Raw genomic sequence first — 16,239 nt, 5'->3', positions numbered from 1 at the left:
TTACCCCCACTGAGCCCTTTCTGATGATCAGCCTAAACTGAGCCGCCACCCATTCATTCCGGGCTCACGAACGCTTGAACCGGTCCCGCTTCCCAGTATCGCGAACCCCGACCTCCGTTCGTTCAGCGAACCCGTATTCCGCCAAGTACTCCACGCGCTGCTCGATTTCCGCTTCCGTAACCCCTAGTTCTTCAGCTACCTCCGTTATCGACTTGGGCTCGTCCTCGTCAAGCTGTACCCGGAGTTCGTAGCCATCCATGTACCGTTCGTAGTAGTCGTGGACCATGTCGTCGAGCGGGGTCTGGATGCCTTCCTGTTCGTCGAGCCGCTGCAAGGACTCGGCGACGATCGTCACAAACCGTTCGCCTCCGAGTAACTCCACTTGCGTGGCGATTTCTGCTTCAATTGCCTCGAAGTCGAGCCCAGTCTGGACGAGCGTCGCCATGTCACCGATGTCGTCGGGTCGCTCTGCGACGGATTTGAAGAGGAAGATATCATCTAGTGAGACGAGGCCGACCGACAGGTGTCGTGTCGAGAGGAACGAATCGCTTCGCTCGCGCATTCCGTCGCTGAAGAACAGTTTATCGGCAATCTGTCGGTGGAAGAGATCGAGTTGGCACCCCTCTGCGTTTCGCACGCAGTGCCGAGCGCCCAGTTCGTCGTACTCTTGACCGAGGTCAGTGACTTCTTCGTACCCGAGTTCCTGAAGCGTCCCCATGAGCCTCGTGAACGCCGTCTCGTTCGCGACCACGAGGTCGATATCCTTGGTCGTGTCCTTGAGATTTCGGAGGGACATCGCCCCTCCGCCGATGAGATATGCGTCGACGTCCGTCTGCAGGTGTTCGGCGATGCGGTTCAACTCGCGTTCGATGTACTCACGGTCGAACCGGGCGCGAGCAGTCATACGTCTATCTCGTAGTCAGCAGCGGTGTTCTTGAACTCTTGCCACGAGGGCAACTGGTCGGTCGGGACTTCACCCTCGGTCTCTAGGTACTCAATCAGTTCGTCAACTATCGACCGCAAATCCACCCCTGCTTCTGGACTGTAGTGTTCGGCGGTGTCTCTCAAGGTATCGCGGCCGACACGCTCGGCTTGGATGAGGAGTAGTGAATACGTTCGATAGCGAGCTCCGTCGTCGATCAGGAGTGTGTGACACACGAGGTCGGCAGCAGAGATGTTTGTGGTTCGGTCAGAGCGAAAGTAGTGCCGTCGCTGCCGCGTAAGGAGAGGGATATCGAACTCGGCGAAGAGCCCTGGTCCAGTCTCGTGGAACTGTTCAGCGACGAATTCGGTATCACACGCGAAGAGGTACTCGTCGTGCGTCTCCCACCGAATATTGACGCCGCTCGTGTAGCGCTCCGCCTCTCGTCGGTGCTCGTGGTGGGCCAGCCCGCGTGCGATTCTAGAGAGTGAGGAGAACGGCTCGTTGAGTCGATAGTGTGACTCGGATTTGCCGACGATGCCGACGCGTTGGAGCGTGTTCAGCCGTTTATATACCGTCGCACGGCTGACGCCACTCATCTCGCTGAGTACGGTCGCAGTCCGGGGCTCGTCGAGGTAGTAGAGCAGGGCAAGTCCAGACCCGGCGATGAGAGTAGGAAAGTCGACGTGATCGTACTCGAGCATGAGCGATTCGAGTCGCTCTATCGGTTCAATTTCGGACAGTGCGACGAGTTTCTGTCGTCCATCTCGCTTCGTGCGCACGTACCCGTTAGAGTCCAGTTCGGAAACCACTCGCGACACATATCCGTCGCTCCAACCGATCCCCTCGGCGAGGTCACTGATTGAGGTCTCTTCACCCGGTTCACCCACGAGATATGACAGGAGCTCTAATTGGCTTTCAGACATCATTTTGTCTCGAATTACGAAACTGGTTCATATATCGTTTTCGTACTACGAGACAACTAGTAAGCTAGTCAGAATATCTGGCTAGTCCCGTTCTAGTCTACCCTACCAGTTACAGCGACCGGGCTAGTTGCGAAGAAGAGTCAGATGTTCAGGAGCGGAGCGGCCGCTGAACCGCCGGGAATAAATGTCAGAGAGGGCCGTAGATTCACTAGTAGATACCGCGATTCCCCCACCGAGCCCCTTCTGACGAGGAACTCTGGCTGAGCCGCCACCGATACTCGAGCCGCAGAGTCAGCGGTCCGGAGCGCGGCGGCGCTCGGACAGGAATCGCTCCAGCACGTGTGCGGTACCGCGTCGGATGGTCTCGCTGACCGTCGACGTGTCCACGCCGAGTGCGTCGGCCACCTCGGCGAGCGAGCACTCACGTGGCACCTCGAAGTAGCCCATCCGCTCGGCGACGGTGAGACACTCCAGTTGACGGTCGGTGAGCGGGTCGCCTCCCGATCCGTCTCGACCGACGGCCGACAGCAGTTCGTAGCGCAGGCCGCTGGCGTCCAGTCGGTCGCCGAACGCCTCGAAGTCGGCCTGCGTGGCGGTGATGGCGAACGTCATCACGCCGTCCTCGACGACGAGCGGGAACTCGGGGAGGAGCGAACTGCCGCCGAGGAACTCGAACAGCGCCCGGTCGCGCGTCTCGTACTTCGAGAGCGAGCGCGCCGCGTCGCAGTGGAGCAGGTCGAGCGAGCGCACGTCGGGGTGGTCGCGGATGGCCTCGACGACGGCCCGCGGGTCGTCGGCCCGCGTCTCGCCGAGTTCGAGTGTCCGGTCACCCATCGGGACCGCCGTGAGGAGTCGGAGGCTCGCGTCCGGGAACGCTCGGGACACCTCGGCCACCCAGAGCCCCTCGGGGAGCCACAGGCGGAACCGCGCGCGTCTCACCGGCTGACCCTCGCGTCGACCGCGTACTCGCACGTCACACCTCCCGTCGAGTGGCGGTCGAGTATAGCGTTTGTCCACCCGGCGGCCGCTGGTCGCTCACGCCAACTCGCGACCCCAGAGTCGGAAGGAGTAGAGCGCCCCGGCGGCGACCACGAAGATCAGTGCGAGCAGTATCCCGAACGCGAGGTAGCCGAAGGCCGGGGTCGCGTAGGGGAGGACCACGTCCGTCGGCGGTTCGACTGCCCACGGACTCAGGTGGAAGAACACCAGCATCCCCGCCCCGAGCGTCATCACGACGGTCCAGTAGCGCGCCCCAGCCCGGCCGGTGAGCGAGAGCGTGAACCCGAGGACGACCAGCGGGTAGATGGCGAGGCTGTAGGTGAACGGGTTCACGTCGGGGGTGATGGGCCAGCCGACGTGGTTCCCGCGGATCACGTGGTCGAGGTGGTGGGCCAGTCCGAGCAGTGTCGCCACGGCGAACAGGAGGTACGCGCGCGGCGTGAGCGTGCTCGAACGGTCGGTCGTCGCTCGGGGCTGGTCGTCCATATCGCGTGGAGTCGCCGCCGTGGCGAGAGCGTTGGCCCAACAGGTTGGGCACGGTCGCTCGGCCGGGCGCGAGCGCGCCACCCGTCGCCCGCGACGTCGGCGAAACGGTCAGGTCGCTCCGCGACCGAGTCATCTGGATGACACGACGGACCGGTGGGGACCGAACGGACGAGGAGTCGAGTGTGGCCGTGTCGCGGTCACGACCGGCGGTGGGCGAGGACACGTCGCCGTTCGCCTCGCTCTACCGGCAGGCTCGCGCGGACCTCCTGACGGTGCCGGTGACCGACCGCGAGGTGGCCACGCCCGACGGCACGACCCACCTCCTGACGGCCGGGGACCCCGACGCGCCGCCGCTGCTCCTCCTGCAGGGGGCCAACGTGACGAACCCGGTCACCCTCTCGTGGCTCCAGTCGCTGGTCGACGAGTACTACCTGCTCGCGCCGGACACGCCCGGCGAACCGGCCGAACGAGCGACCGAGTCGCCGGCCGACTACGGCGAGTGGGTCGGGTCGGTGCTCGACGGGCTCGGTCTCGACAGCGCGCCCGTGGTCGGCGTCTCGCACGGCGGCGGCGTCCTGCTGGAGGCCATCGCGCACGACCCGGACCGGATATCGACGGCGGCGCTCGTCGTCTCCGCCGGTTTCGGCGTCTCGCCGTCCGCGACGCTCGCGCGTGTCGTCGGACTCTCGCTGGCGTACCGGCTCGTCCCACGCGACAGGCTGCTGGCGGCGGCGCTGTCGCCGCTGTTCACCAGCCCGGTCCCCCACGTCCACCCGGTGGTCCGGGAGACGGTCGCCCTCGCTCTCCGCACCGCCGACGTGAAGACCGGGTTCCCCGGGCCCGCCGGGCCCGAGGCGCTGGCGGCGTTCGACGAGCCGACCCTGCTCATCGGGGCGGCGGGCGACCCGTTCTTCCCGGCCGCGTGGCTCCACGAGCGGTCGCGGGGGTTCCTCCCGGCCGACACGGAGCGGGTGACGCTCGTCGGCGAGCGACACTTCCTCTCGCCGGTGGGACAGGAGCGGGTCACCCGGGAGGTCCGGTCGTTCCTCGCGGACGCGGTGGGTCGCTGACTCACCCCCGTGGACCGCCGGGACCGACGGGTACAGACCGCTGGCGGCCGAACGCCGGGCATGACAGTCCGTTCGGGCCGATTCCGCGTCTACCGCGTCGTGCCCGCGGTCCACCACCTGAACCTGCAGGCCGTCGCGGAGCCGACGGTCCGGACCGTCTACCAGTCCGGCTACGGCGACCTGCAGGCGACCGTCGACGCCCTCCGGACCGGTGACCTCGTCGACGCGACGCTGTCGGGCGACCCGGACGCCGAGGAGCCGTGGCACCTCGAGTCGGTCGAGCGCGTCGGTGGTGTCGACCTCGCGTTCGCGGGCGACGCCGACCCGCCCGCCGTCGCCCGCGACCTGTGGGGCGAGGGTCGGACGCACCCGACGTGGACCACGCTCACCGACGACGGCGGGCGGGCGGTGGGGGCCTGCGGCGTCCAGCCCCGCGACCCGCTCCCGAACGGGGCGTTCGTCCCGAACGTCCTCGCCGGGTTGCTGCCGCTCGAAGACCTGTTCGCGGCCGTCCCGGAGGTCGGCGACCCGCCCGCGGAGGTGCTGTTCGTCGACCCCGACCCGCCGGGGGCCAGCGCCTACTCCCACCCCTACGGCGTCGCCCTCGCGTTCACGGCGGCCGGCGAGTCGCTGGCCGACGCGTACCGCGAGTGCTACGGCCTGCCGCGGGGCGAGGACACCCGGCCCGACTTCGACCCGTACGCGCTCTGAACGCCACGCCGCACAGCCGACGCAGGCTTAGGTCGCTCAAGCCGAAACCGGGACGTCGGATGAACCGTCGTCGCCTCCTCGCCGCGGTCGGAACCCTCGGCACCGCCTCGCTCGCGGGGTGTACCCTCGGCTATACCGGCCCCACACCACGCCCCGACGCGGACGCGGGCGAGGACTTCGCCGAGCTGGGGTTCCCGAGCACCATCTGCGAGGAGGAGCTGAGACCGAACCTGATTCCGGCCATCGACGACCCGGTGTTCGCCGCGGACTGGTCTGACCCACGCATCCCCGAGAGGTTCCGCCGGACCGGCGGCCTGACCGACGACCGGCAGGTAGTCGGTATCGAACGCGGCGGCGTGGCGCGGGCCTATCCGCTGGCCATCCTTCGCCGGAACGAGGTGGTGAACGACACGGTGGGGGGACCCCTGCTGGTCACCTACTGTCCCCTCTGTCGCTCGGGACTCGTCGCCCGCCGCGAGGTGGACAGCGAGCCCACAACGTTCGGGGTCTCCGGCCTGCTCTGGAAGCCGCCGGACGCCTACGCGGCCGCGAGCGAGGCCGACGGCGACGTGTTCGTCGCGGGCGAGGGACTCGGCGAGGACCCGAGCATACGCAACACCGGCAACCTCGTCCTCTACGACGTCGCCACCGAGTCGAGATGGTCGCAGCTCGCCGCTCGGGCCATCTGCGGGCCGAAGACGGGCACCGACTTCGAGATCCTCCCCTCGACGGTGGCGACGTGGGGTGAGTGGAAGGCCGAGTACCCGGACACCGAGGTCCTCCTCCCGCCACCGATTTCGGGGACGCTCTGAGCGCCCGAAGACACTTGCCGTCGGTGCCGCACTCAGGAGTGTGAACCGTGAGTCGCTCCCTGCGTTGGCACTGCTCGTCGTGGGGAGCGTGTTCCTCTTGTCTCTCGTGGGGCGCGTCCCCTCGGCGGCGGAAGGCGGTCCGGCCGTCCTCTGGCAGTTCGCCGTCGTCGCGTTCCACGTCGGCGGGGGACTGCTCGCACTCGGAGCGGGCGCGGCCGGTCTGTGGCGGGACGCCGTCACCGACCCGGTGACCATGCTCGCGGTCTACCTCGCCGTCGGATTGGTGTTCCTCGTGATTCGGGCGCGGCTCCTGCGGACGCTCTCGGTGCCGGTCTTCACGCTACTCGCGACAGGGTTCGTCCTCGGGTCGGCGGTGGGAGCGTACCGACTGACGAGAACGAGAAACAGAGCGTCGGTGTAGAGTGCGGACAGAACGTACTGGCCGTCACGGTCCAGCGCGGAGTAAGCCACGAGCGAACTGACCGACTATCCGCTGCGGCGGGGGTGCTGTGCGGTGCTGTCGCGGACAAGCACACCCACCCGCGCCGAGCGCCAGCGAGGCGCGCCTTTTTCATGAACGTTCTTCGAGGAGCGGTGCGCCGCAGGCGTACCCGACGAGAAAAAGGTTCTCTAGAAGAACTTGAACAGGTCGTCCCGCTTCGCCTCGTGCAGGTGGTGCCTGACGGCCTCGTCGAACGCCTCGGTCTGCTCGCGCTTGGCGGAGATGGGGGCGATCACCTCCTGCCACTGTTGCCACGGCGGGAGCAGGCCGAGGCGGTCACAGAGGGCGTCCAGTCGCTCGTCCCGGTCGTCGACCTTGTCCATCTTGTTGACGGCGACGACGGTCGGGATCTCCAGTTCCCGGAGGAAGTGGAACATCTCCACGTCGTGGGGAATCTCGTCGGGGCCGGAGTGGCGGTCGATGATGTCGACCACGCTCTTGCCGTCGACGACGAGGACGCCCACGAGGATCTGCTCGGCGTTGGCCTCGACGTAGCGGACCACGTCGGTCTTGATCTGCTCGCGGCGCTCCTCGGGGACCCCGGACATGAAGCCGAACCCGGGGAGGTCGGTGACGACGAAGCTCTCGCTCACCCAGTCGAAGTGGTTCGGCTTCTTCGTGACGCCCGGCTTGCTGCCGGTGGAGACGCTGTGGCCCGTGATCTCCCGCATCAGCGTGGACTTGCCGACGTTGGACCGGCCGACGAGGACCACCTCCGCGTCGCGGTCCGGGCGGGTGTCGAACATACCGAGGGTGGGCCACGAGCGCGGTTAAGCCTCACGAGACGGCGGTCGTCGGCGTGACCGGGTCAGGCGTCGTCGACGAACACGTCGACCGGGCCGTCGCCGTCGACGGCCACCTCGGCGCCGACGGCGTTCCCGTCCGCGTCGGTCAGGTAGGTGGTCTCGCCGACGGGGCCGGGTCGCCGGCCGAACGTGAGTCGCGGAGGGCGGGCGTACGGCCGGTCGAAGCGGACGGTCACGCGCCCGTCGGCGTCGGCCGTCAGTCCGCGGTGGACGTCCACCGGGGGGGTGTTGGCCCGGGTGCGCGAGTCGGGGGCCGTGACGACCCACGGCGCCTCGCCCTCGGCGTGGTTGGCCTCGTACAGGTTCCCTCCGGCGGCCGGCCCCTCACGGACGGCGGGGCCGGCCCGGCGCCGGACGGCGTTGCCCCGGACCCGGACCCCGCGGGCACGGACGCGGATGACGGGCGCGCCGCCCGCGTGGCCCGTGCCGGCGACGACGTTGTCGAGGACGTCGTGGCCCACGTCGCCGTCACCCGCGACATCGATGCCGACGCCTGCGGCGCCCCGGACGTGGTTGTCGGCGACGACCACCTCGGCGGCGTCCTCGAGACGGACACCGTGGGCACCGGGGTCGACGATGCGGTTGTCTGCCACCTGGACGTGCCGGGCGTGGCGGACCCTGACGCCGGCCAGCGCGGGGCGCGAGAGCGTGTTCCCCCGGACGGTCACGTCCCGCACCGCGCCGTCGACGTTGACGCCGTGGCCGCTGTAGCCGTGGAACTCGTTGTTCCGGACGGCGAGGTTCCGGCCGCCGGCAGGGTCGATGGCGACGCCCGCGTACCGGGTGGTGCGATCGGTCTCGAGCCCGTCCGTCGCCTGCGTGCTGGTGTTGCTCTGGACCGTGACGTTCCGGACCGGTTCGGGGCCACGGACGTGGCAGAAGGACTTGTGCGTGCCGTAGCCGACGTTGCCGACGATCGCGACGTTCCCGTGGTGCTCGTCGACCGAGGCGTTGTGCGCGACGCCGGTGAGGCTCCCCTCCCGGACCTCTCCCAGCAGGTTCCCGGAGACGAGCACGTGCCGGGCGGTGTGGTTCGTCCCGCGTGGATACCACAGGTCACAGGAGATGGCGCGGTCGAGGCCGACGCGGAGGCGGTTCCCGGTGACGAGCAGCCGGGTACCCGCGAGCTGGATGCCACGGTCACCCCAGTCCTCGACGACGTTCCCGACGACCCTGACGCCGGTGGCCGCACGGGCCACGCTGATGCCGCTGCCGCCGTCGCCGTGTCGCAGCGGGCCGGTCCGGCGGACGTGGTTCCCCGCGAGCGTCACGTTCGTGGCGTCGTGGACGGCGAGACCGTGGCGTCGTGGCGCCCCCGACGTCCGGCCGCGGTTCCCGTCGAACCCGAGGCCCGCGACGAGGACGTTCTCGCAGGCGTCGCGGTGGCCGATACGGACGCCGCCGAAGTCGGCCTGGTCGACGGGGACGAGGAGCCCGGGGAGTCCGGGGCCGAGGATTGCCACGTCGGAGACGTCGACGTCCAGCCACCCTCGGGTGCGGTAGGGGGCGTTCTCGGGCGAGACGTAGAGCACGTCCCCGGGCGAGAGCGCCTCGAAGGCGGCGTGGAGGTCCGTCGTCGACGCCACCGTGACTCGCTCCGAGGCCCCGTAGTCTCCGCTGGCGGCACACCCCGCCAGCGCCGCCGCGAGGCCGGTCGCGCCCTGGAGCAGTCGCCGCCGCGGGACCCCGTCGGGTCCCGTCGGGTCCGGTGGGTCGGTCACACCTGCCTGTGCGCCGCCGCCGCGACCGCTTACTTATACGCCTGCTAAGACGGCAGGGCGCCCGGGTAGTCGCCTGCTACCCGTCACCTTCTTGCCCGGCCCCGGCGACTCGGGAGCGTGCGACTGCTCCACGTCTCCGTGCCGCGAGGGAAGCGAGACGCCGTCGTCGGCGTCCTCGAGGACGAGGGGGTCGACTACGTGCTCAACGAGGAGACGGGTCGCTCCGAGTTCACCCACGTCGTGACGTTCGCGCTCCCGACGGCCGCCGTCGAGCCGGTGCTCGACCGGCTGAAGGAGATAGGCGTCGGCGACTCCTTCACCGTCATCACCGAGGCGGCGAGCATCGAGACGACCGGGTTCGAGGCGCTCTCGGAGCGCTACGAGGAGGAACAGCAGGAGGACCGCATCTCGCGAGAGGAGCTCAGCGCGACGGCCGAGGGTCTGGCCTCGCCGCTCCCGACGTACCTGACGCTGACGGTGGTGAGCGCCGTCGTCGCGACGGCCGGGCTCCTGCTCGACTCGCCCGCGACCGTGGTCGGGTCGATGGTCATCGCGCCGCTCATCGGGCCGGCGATGGCCGCCGCCGTCGGCACCGTCGTCGACGACGAGGAGCTGTTCAGCCGCGGCGTCCGCCTACAGGTCGTCGGCATGGGGATGGCCGTCCTCGCCGCTGCCGTGTTCGGACTCCTCGTCCAGATGCTCAACCTCGTCCCACCGGGGCTGGACCCCGCGAGCAACGCGCAGGTCCGCGAGCGCCTCGAGCCCGACTTCCTCTCGCTGGCTGTGGCACTCGGCGCGGGCGTCGCCGGCGCGGTGTCGCTGACGACGGGCGTCTCCTCGGCCATCGTCGGCGTGATGATCGCCGTCGCGCTGGTGCCGCCCGCCGCGACCGTCGGCATCGGCATCGCGTTCGGCCTCCCCGCCGTGGCGCTCCCGGCCGCCGTCCTCGCCCTCGTGAACGGCCTGTCGGTCAACCTCGCGGCGCTGCTCGTGCTCTGGTACGCCGGCTACCGCCCGGAGTACTTCTTCCGGCACGAGGAGGCCCGCTCGGCGACCCTCAAGCGCGTGACCGTCCTCGTCGTCCTCATCGCCATCTTCTCGCTGTTCCTCGGCGGGGTGACCTACGACACCTTCCAGAACTCGCAGGTCGAGACCGAGCTCCGCGACGAGATACAGTCGCTGCTGGACGACGGCGAGTACGCCCGCTTCTCGCTGCTCTCGATGGAGGTGGAGACCGAACCGCAGTTCGACCTCCCGGTCCTCCGACAGATAGACCGCGTGGTCGTCACCGTCGGTGTCCCCCCCGGCGAGGAGCGAGGGAGCCTCGCCGAGGCGCTCGGTTCGGAGGTGCGTGACGTGGTCGGCCGGGACGTGCCCGTCGAGGTACGGTACGTGACCGTGGAGCGGAGTCCGTCGGTCCGGACGGCCGGGGGCGAGGACTCCCGCTCGCTCAGGCGGATAGCTCAATCACCCGTTTGAGACTACGAGACGTTCATATTCGCCGACATCCTCGGGAGCGACATGCGTCCAGACACCCGAATCGGAGCCGCGCTCGTGGCGCTGCTGGTCCTGCTGGCCGGCTGTGTCGGGGCCGGCAGTCCGACCCCGCTCGCCCAGTCGACCGCCGAGACGACCGAGCAGACGGCCGACAGCACCCCGAGCATCAGCGTCTCGGGGGCGGCCACCGTCGAGGCCGCTCCGGACCTCGCCGTCGTGCGCGTGGCCGTCGAGCGTGAGGCGGACACGGCCGACCGCGCCCGCGGTGACGTGGCCACGGCCGTCGAGGAGATGCGCGAGGCGCTCCGCGACGCCGGTGTGCCCGACGCGAACGTCACCACGGAGTCGTTCGGCGTCTTCCCGCAGTACCAGTACGACGACGGCGAGCGCACCCTCGACGGCTACCGCGCCGTCCACTCGTTCCGCATCGAGGTGAGCCCCGACCGGGCCGGTGAGATCGTCGACGTGGCCGTCGGCAACGGCGCCGACCGCGTCGCCGGCGTCGCGTTCACCCTTTCCGAGGAGAAGCGTGCCGAACTCCGACAGGAGGCGCTGACCCTCGCGGTGGAGAACGCCCGCACCGACGCGGAGACGATGGCCGCCGCCGCCGGCGTCTCGGTCGGCCCGGTCCAGTCGCTCTCCACGTCGAACAGTGTCGGACCGGTCTCCCCGGTCGAGTTCGCCCGAGGGGACGCCGCCGAGAGCAGGACCGTCCTCGAACCCGGCGACGTGTCGGTGACCGCGTCGGTCAGCGTGGTCTACGGCATCGACGCCGAACAGTAAGCGACCGCTCGGCCGGTCGAACCAGACGGCCTGCGTGGCCAGCGCGACCGAACGGGAGCGCGTGGCCGCGCGCCGGGGAAGGGCAGGGCTCCCGGGGCAGCCCGCCAGGGCTGACCGGGGCTACTGCTGCGCGGTCGCGGTCTACGTTGTACCAGCTATCGCGCTGTCGTCTGTGGTATCGAGAACCTCGGAACGGGCGGAAGTAGACCGGTGTTACTCGTCGAACGGCAGTTCCGGCTCGTACCCGACCGCCTCGACGGCCGCGTCGAGCACCTCGTCGACGCCCTCGCCCGTCTCGACGCTCATGAAGAAGTCCGCGGCCACGTCTGTCGACTGGTCCATCTTGTTGCAGACGGTGACGACCGGCACGTCGCGGAACCGGTCCTTCAGGTCGTCACGCAGGGCGAGCTGTATCTCCAGCGGGTAGCCACAGTTCCCGCTCGCGTCCACGACGAACAGCACCGCGTCGGCGAGGTGGGTGAGCGCCGAGACGGCCTGTCTCTCGACGTCGTTGCGCTCGTCGGCCGGGCGGTCGAGCAGGCCGGGCGTGTCGACGAGCTGGTAGCGGAGGTAGTCACGCTCGACGTGCCCGACGTGGAGTTCCGTCGTCGTGAACGGGTAGCTCGCGATCTCGTTGCGCGCGTTCGTCACGCGGTTGATGAACGAGGTCTTGCCGACGTTCGGGTAGCCTGCGACGACGATGGCGGGTTCGTCCGGGTCGAGTTCGGGGACGTGCTTGAGTTCGTCGCGCGCCGCACCGATCTCGAGCAGGTCGTCCTCGACCTCCTCGAGGATGCTGGCGAAGCGGGCGAACGCCTGCTTCCGGTGTTTCCGGGCCGTGTCGGTGTCGGCACGCCGTATCTTCCCCTGGTACTCGCCCTTGAGGTTCCCGACCTGCCGGGAGGCCCACTGGACCTCCGAGAGCGCCTGTCGGAGCGAGTCCACGTCGACGATGGCGTCGGCGAGTTCGTAATGGAACGGGTCGAGTTCGGAGAAGTCCGGCCACGAGGTGACCACGTTCTGGAGGTTGTCACTCAGGATGTTGCCGGCGGTCTGGAGCATCGACTCCTGTGCCTCGATACCGGTCTTGGCACGGCCGGCACGGGCCGCTCGCGAGAACGCCTTGTCCAGCAGCTCCTCGGACCGCGGCGTCGTCGGGAGGTTCTCGAAGGGCCCGCTCATGCTACCCGAGTTACCGTGTGGACGTTCATAAGGCCGTCCATGTGGGCCGGACGGTCCGTGAGACGGCGACGCACGGCCAGTGTGTCCCGCTCCCGTATCGAGGATATCACCGGCCACTAAACCCATATCCGGCGCCGGTCTACGGACGGGCATGACAGACTGGCGTGCGGTCGGCATCGGCTTCCTCGTGGGTATCGTCGCGGGACTGGTGGCGTTCGTGATCCCGGTCATCGGGCACGTCGGGGCCGGGCTCATCGCCGGCATCGCGGCGGGCTACGTCGCCTGCTCGGAGGGGCCGGGTGGCCTCCTCCGTGGCGCGTGGCACGGGATGCTCGCGGGGGCCATCGGCGGTATCCTGCTGGCACTGTTGTTCGCGCTGTTCGGCGCGGCTATCGGGGGCCTCGCCGGCGGTCCCGTCGGGAGCCTCCTCGGCGGGGGCGGCGTCCTCGTCGTCGGCGTGGTGCTGGCGTTCGTGTTCGCGCTCGACAGCGCCATCGGCGGTCTCCTCGGCGCCCTGTTCGCCTGAGAGTGAAGTGGGGAGGGGTCGAACGGTCGCTCGATGCCCTCCAGACGACGGCTGTTGGCACTCGGGGCGGGGTCGCTCGCGGCCCTCGCCGGCTGTTCAGCACTCAGCGGAAGCGACGAGACGCCGGCCCCCGATGACACGGCAGAGCCGACGGCGACCGTCACCGGAACGCCGGCCCGGACGGTGACCGACTCGCCGACGCCCACCGTCTCGCCCACGCCAGCCTACACCGTCGACTGGGAGGTGGCTACCGGGAGCACCGCCGAGTACGAGCACCTCTGGGCAACCTACGCCGAGGACGCCGGCGTCGTGAAGATTCGCGGGCGGGTGACGACGACCGCCGAGGTCGAGTCGGTCACCGTCACGTGGCGGGTGTACGCGGGCGACAGCTACGAGGCGCTGAACCGCTACACGAAGCCGTTCCTCGACCCGAAGCCGGCCGGTACCGAGGTGGACGTGAGCACCACGGTCGACGTCGAGAGCGAGGCCGAACGCCCGACGCGCTACGTGGTGGTGGTCGAACAGCGCGAACCCGAGACGCCCCGGCCGACCCCGACCCGGGTCCCGAGCGACACGTCGACCACCACACCTTCCGGCTGACCCGGATTTATGCGCCTCGCGGTCCAACACCTGGTATGGCAGAGATAGACGCCTCGGAGCTCCTGCCGAACGACCGCGTCCAGCAGATGGCCCTCTCCGGCGAGGTGAGCCAGATCCACCGCGGCGCGAGCCAGCACTACGCCGACGAGGGCGACACCTTCGAGGTGGACGGGACGACGTTCGAGGTGACGAGCGTCGACGACCGCACCCTCGGCGACATGACCGACGAGGACGCCCGCCGCGAGGGGAGCGAGTCGCTGGCGGCGTACAAGCAACGGATGGTGAAGGTCCACGGCGGCAACTTCGAGTGGGACGACTCCAGTACCGTGGTCCGCTACCGGTTCGAGAAGCAGGACTGAGACGGACTGACCTTTTTGCGGGCGGGGGACGCAGACCGCTCGATGGTGTCCCTCCGTGCCGTCGGCTTCGGGCTGGTCGCGTTCGTCGGGAGCGTCACGTGGGCGCTGGTCACCGACCCCGTCCTCGTCGTCCTCGCGGGCGGCGCCCCCGGCGTCGTGGCGGGCGTCTTCGGCGCGCCCGGCCTCCGGGGCGGGCTGGTCCACGGGCTGCTCGTGGGGGTGTGCTGTGCGGTGCTGGTGTGGGCGGGGCTGTTCGCGTGGCTCACGTTCGCGCCGCCGGAGCGCGTGGCTCCGGGGTTCGGCCTCTCCGTGGTGCTCCTGTTCGGATTCGGTGGTGTCGTCGCCGTCGAGAGTCTGCTTGCAGGCGGTGCGATAGGGCTGGCGTGGCGCTGGGGCTAACGACGCGCCGCCAGTTCCTCGCGCAGGTCCGCGAGGTCCATCCCCTTCATCGACAGCAGGACGAGCAGGTGGTAGACGAGGTCGGCCGACTCCGCCGCGAGTTCCTCGTGGTCGTCGTCCTTCGCCGCGAGGATGGTCTCGGTCGCCTCCTCGCCGAGTTTCTCCAGCACCCTGTTCTCGCCCTTCTCGTGGGTGAACAGCGAGGCGGTGTACGAGCCCTCCGGGAGGTCCGCCTTCCGGGACTCGATGACGGCGAACAGTTCCTCGAGGATCGCGTCGGCCGACTCGTCCGTCACTGTTCGAACGCCTCCCTGATGTCCTGCAGGTCCGCGAACTCCTCGGGCGCCTGTCGGCCCTCCTCGAACACCTCGGTCGCGACCTCGATGGGGGCGTTCGTCCGCGAGGCGAGTGCCAGCGAGTCGCTCGGGCGGGCGTCCACGACGGCCTCGCCGCGCGGGGTCTGGAGGTGGAGTTCGGCGAGGTAGGTCCCCTCGTCGAGACCGGAGACGACGACGTGGTCGACCCGACTGCCGAGTTCCTCGACGATGTCGAGGGTGAGGTCGTGGGTCAGCGGTCGGCCGATGTCGACGGCGTCCATCCCGTGGGCGATGGCGCGGGCCTCCTCGATGCCGATGAAGATGGGGACGACGTCCGTCTCGCCCTCGACTGCGAGGATGACCACGGGGACGGGACCGTCTGGCGTGCCCGCTACCCGGACGGCGTCGATGGTCGCGTTCATACGCCGAGGAGGCGCGGCGCGTGGAAAAGTGAGTTGGTCGCGGCTAGCTGCTGACGGGGCGGCGTGTGTCGGCAGCCCAGCGGGCGGCCCGACCGGAGCGGTTCGGCGGGAAGCGGTGCCCGACTCGGTTCGCTGGTGTCCCCGCGAGCGGAGCGAGCGGCGGCTCGGCGAATTGGCGGCGGTCGCCGCTACTTCGGCGGCGTCTCCGCTTCGACGTTCTCGAAGAACGCGAGGTCGTGGATGCGCGAGTCGCCGGTCAGTTCGGGGTGGAACGAGGTGGCCACGACGGGGCCGTCGCGGACCGCGACGGGACGGTCGTCCCACGTCGCTAGCACCTCGACGTCGTCACCGACCTCGTCGATGACGGGTGCACGGATGAACACGGCCGGGAAGGGTTCGTCCAGCCCGGCGACGTCCAGCGGTGCCTCGAAGGAGTCGGCCTGCCGGCCGAACGCATTCCGGTCGACGCTCACGTCGAGGACGCCCAGTTCCGCGACCCGGTCGTCCTTCGGGTCGCGCGAGCAGACGATGAGCCCCGCGCAGGTCGCCAGCACCGGCTTCTCGGCCGCGACGTGGTCGAGTATCTCATCGGCGATGCCCTCCCGCTGGAGGTGTCTGGAGATGGTCGTCGACTCCCCGCCCGGTAGGAGCAGGAGGTCGCACTCGGGGACGACGCCGCTGGTCCGTATCTCGCGTATCTCGACATCGTGGCCGTGGCTCGCCGCGGCCCGGCGGATGGCCTCGGCGTGTTCCGAGACGTCGCCCTGGACGGCGACGACGCCGGCGATGAGTTTCATAGCCACCGTAGGGACAGGAGGAGCAAGAATCCGCTGGAATCGGGCGGAGCGGTCGCGGTGCGGTGCAGTGCTGTAGCGGCCAGTGCCGCTACTCGCGGCGAGCGTCAGCGAGCCGCGCTTTCGAATCCAAAGTTTTCGAGGAGCGGTTCGCGCCGCAGGCGCGAACCCGACGAGAAAAGTTTGGGGTTACGCGACGGCGTTCAGGATCTGGATCAGCACGCCGAACAGGACCCCGAACGCGACGACGGTCTTCGGGTCGATGGTGGGTGCGTTGCGGTCCTCGCTGTCGAAGTAGCGGACCAGTCCCGCACTGGACATCAGTCCGCCGCCACTGCTGCTCATGTCCGCTGATGGGTGAGCACGGACCGTAAGCCTTCCCCCTCGCCGGCGTGGGTGACTCGC

Annotated in this window: 21 protein-coding genes; 10 read left to right on the top strand and 11 right to left on the bottom strand. The window is 69.2% G+C overall.

Annotated elements, in window-relative coordinates; all coding sequences use genetic code 11:
• Window positions 1-64 precede the first annotated feature (64 nt).
• The 4 genes from N0B31_RS17420 to N0B31_RS17405 all read right to left on the bottom strand — a co-directional run bounded on the left by N0B31_RS17420 (window position 65) and on the right by N0B31_RS17405 (window position 3,333).
• The gene (locus N0B31_RS17420; RefSeq protein WP_260592889.1) at window positions 65-904 is read right to left on the bottom strand and encodes a DUF6036 family nucleotidyltransferase; all 840 of its coding nucleotides are present in this window, start codon (window positions 902-904) and stop codon (window positions 65-67) included.
• Entirely contained in the window at window positions 901-1,851 is a 951-nt protein-coding gene (locus N0B31_RS17415; RefSeq protein ID WP_260592888.1) for an ArsR family transcriptional regulator, read from the bottom strand. Before N0B31_RS17415 ends, N0B31_RS17420 begins: the two co-directional genes overlap by 4 nt.
• Before the next feature lie 288 nt (window positions 1,852-2,139).
• Window positions 2,140-2,787: a helix-turn-helix domain-containing protein gene (locus N0B31_RS17410; protein ID WP_260592887.1), complete on the bottom strand. Its 648-nt coding sequence runs from the start codon at window positions 2,785-2,787 to the stop codon at window positions 2,140-2,142.
• A gap of 96 nt (window positions 2,788-2,883) precedes the next feature.
• Window positions 2,884-3,333 carry a hypothetical protein gene (locus N0B31_RS17405; RefSeq protein ID WP_260592886.1) on the bottom strand — a complete coding sequence of 150 codons (450 nt, stop codon included), beginning with the start codon at window positions 3,331-3,333 and terminating at the stop codon, window positions 2,884-2,886.
• A 137-nt stretch (window positions 3,334-3,470) separates the two neighbouring features.
• Here N0B31_RS17405 and N0B31_RS17400 point away from each other — a divergent pair, with 137 nt between their 5' ends.
• The 4 genes from N0B31_RS17400 to N0B31_RS17385 are packed head-to-tail and all read left to right on the top strand — an operon-like array spanning window position 3,471 to window position 6,347.
• A complete protein-coding gene (locus tag N0B31_RS17400) occupies window positions 3,471-4,403 on the top strand; it encodes an alpha/beta fold hydrolase (RefSeq protein WP_260592885.1) in 933 nt (310 codons plus the stop codon).
• A 60-nt stretch (window positions 4,404-4,463) separates the two neighbouring features.
• Entirely contained in the window at window positions 4,464-5,114 is a 651-nt protein-coding gene (locus N0B31_RS17395) for a DUF6663 family protein (RefSeq protein WP_260592884.1), read from the top strand.
• 59 nt (window positions 5,115-5,173) lie between these two features.
• Window positions 5,174-5,926, top strand: coding sequence for a DUF3179 domain-containing (seleno)protein (locus tag N0B31_RS17390; RefSeq protein ID WP_260592883.1), 753 nt, complete (start codon window positions 5,174-5,176; stop codon window positions 5,924-5,926).
• Window positions 5,927-5,966: 40 nt separating this feature from the next.
• Window positions 5,967-6,347, top strand: coding sequence for a hypothetical protein (locus N0B31_RS17385; RefSeq protein WP_260592882.1), 381 nt, complete (start codon window positions 5,967-5,969; stop codon window positions 6,345-6,347).
• Window positions 6,348-6,556: 209 nt separating this feature from the next.
• Here the strand turns inward: N0B31_RS17385 and engB are convergent, their stop codons facing one another.
• The gene (gene engB / locus N0B31_RS17380) at window positions 6,557-7,174 is read right to left on the bottom strand and encodes a GTP-binding protein EngB (RefSeq protein ID WP_260592881.1); all 618 of its coding nucleotides are present in this window, start codon (window positions 7,172-7,174) and stop codon (window positions 6,557-6,559) included.
• Between the two features lie 62 nt (window positions 7,175-7,236).
• Window positions 7,237-8,955, bottom strand: a complete 1,719-nt coding sequence (locus tag N0B31_RS17375) for a right-handed parallel beta-helix repeat-containing protein (protein ID WP_260592880.1) — start codon at window positions 8,953-8,955, stop codon at window positions 7,237-7,239.
• A 117-nt stretch (window positions 8,956-9,072) separates the two neighbouring features.
• On the opposite strand from N0B31_RS17375, the gene N0B31_RS17370 reads away from it, so the two are divergent.
• On the top strand, window positions 9,073-10,434 hold the full coding sequence (locus tag N0B31_RS17370; protein WP_260592879.1) for a TIGR00341 family protein: 1,362 nt from the start codon (window positions 9,073-9,075) through the stop codon (window positions 10,432-10,434).
• A gap of 42 nt (window positions 10,435-10,476) precedes the next feature.
• Complete coding sequence (locus N0B31_RS17365; protein ID WP_260592878.1) at window positions 10,477-11,235, top strand: SIMPL domain-containing protein; 759 nt, start codon at window positions 10,477-10,479, stop codon at window positions 11,233-11,235.
• A gap of 213 nt (window positions 11,236-11,448) precedes the next feature.
• Here N0B31_RS17365 and N0B31_RS17360 read toward each other — a convergent pair whose 3' ends face one another.
• Complete coding sequence (locus tag N0B31_RS17360; RefSeq protein WP_260592877.1) at window positions 11,449-12,417, bottom strand: NOG1 family protein; 969 nt, start codon at window positions 12,415-12,417, stop codon at window positions 11,449-11,451.
• Between the two features lie 151 nt (window positions 12,418-12,568).
• Here N0B31_RS17360 and N0B31_RS17355 point away from each other — a divergent pair, with 151 nt between their 5' ends.
• The 4 genes from N0B31_RS17355 to N0B31_RS17340 are packed head-to-tail and all read left to right on the top strand — an operon-like array spanning window position 12,569 to window position 14,301.
• Window positions 12,569-12,943, top strand: a complete 375-nt coding sequence (locus N0B31_RS17355; RefSeq protein ID WP_260592876.1) for a DUF5518 domain-containing protein — start codon at window positions 12,569-12,571, stop codon at window positions 12,941-12,943.
• A 33-nt stretch (window positions 12,944-12,976) separates the two neighbouring features.
• Complete coding sequence (locus N0B31_RS17350; RefSeq protein WP_260592875.1) at window positions 12,977-13,543, top strand: hypothetical protein; 567 nt, start codon at window positions 12,977-12,979, stop codon at window positions 13,541-13,543.
• A 35-nt stretch (window positions 13,544-13,578) separates the two neighbouring features.
• Window positions 13,579-13,902 (top strand): ASCH domain-containing protein, encoded by a 324-nt coding sequence (locus tag N0B31_RS17345; protein ID WP_260592874.1) that lies wholly within the window; start codon window positions 13,579-13,581, stop codon window positions 13,900-13,902.
• Window positions 13,903-13,944: 42 nt separating this feature from the next.
• Window positions 13,945-14,301 carry a hypothetical protein gene (locus N0B31_RS17340; protein ID WP_260592873.1) on the top strand — a complete coding sequence of 119 codons (357 nt, stop codon included), beginning with the start codon at window positions 13,945-13,947 and terminating at the stop codon, window positions 14,299-14,301.
• Here N0B31_RS17340 and hisE read toward each other — a convergent pair.
• From hisE to N0B31_RS17320, 4 genes are all read right to left on the bottom strand, one after another.
• Window positions 14,298-14,597: a phosphoribosyl-ATP diphosphatase gene (hisE, locus tag N0B31_RS17335; protein WP_260592872.1), complete on the bottom strand. Its 300-nt coding sequence runs from the start codon at window positions 14,595-14,597 to the stop codon at window positions 14,298-14,300. The genes N0B31_RS17340 and hisE overlap by 4 nt on opposite strands.
• A complete protein-coding gene (locus tag N0B31_RS17330; RefSeq protein WP_260592871.1) occupies window positions 14,594-15,040 on the bottom strand; it encodes a bifunctional nuclease family protein in 447 nt (148 codons plus the stop codon). Before N0B31_RS17330 ends, hisE begins: the two co-directional genes overlap by 4 nt.
• A gap of 188 nt (window positions 15,041-15,228) precedes the next feature.
• Window positions 15,229-15,837, bottom strand: coding sequence for a pyridoxal 5'-phosphate synthase glutaminase subunit PdxT (gene pdxT / locus N0B31_RS17325; protein ID WP_260592870.1), 609 nt, complete (start codon window positions 15,835-15,837; stop codon window positions 15,229-15,231).
• A 186-nt stretch (window positions 15,838-16,023) separates the two neighbouring features.
• Window positions 16,024-16,179 (bottom strand): preprotein translocase subunit Sec61beta, encoded by a 156-nt coding sequence (locus N0B31_RS17320; RefSeq protein WP_260592869.1) that lies wholly within the window; start codon window positions 16,177-16,179, stop codon window positions 16,024-16,026.
• Window positions 16,180-16,239: the final 60 nt, after the last annotated feature.

Origin of the sequence: Salinirubellus salinus (genome assembly GCF_025231485.1) — an archaeon.
Classification (GTDB): domain Archaea; phylum Halobacteriota; class Halobacteria; order Halobacteriales; family Haloarculaceae; genus Salinirubellus; species Salinirubellus salinus.
The sequence above is the reverse complement of the archived record's forward strand: the minus strand, read 5'-3'. Positions and strand labels throughout refer to the sequence as shown.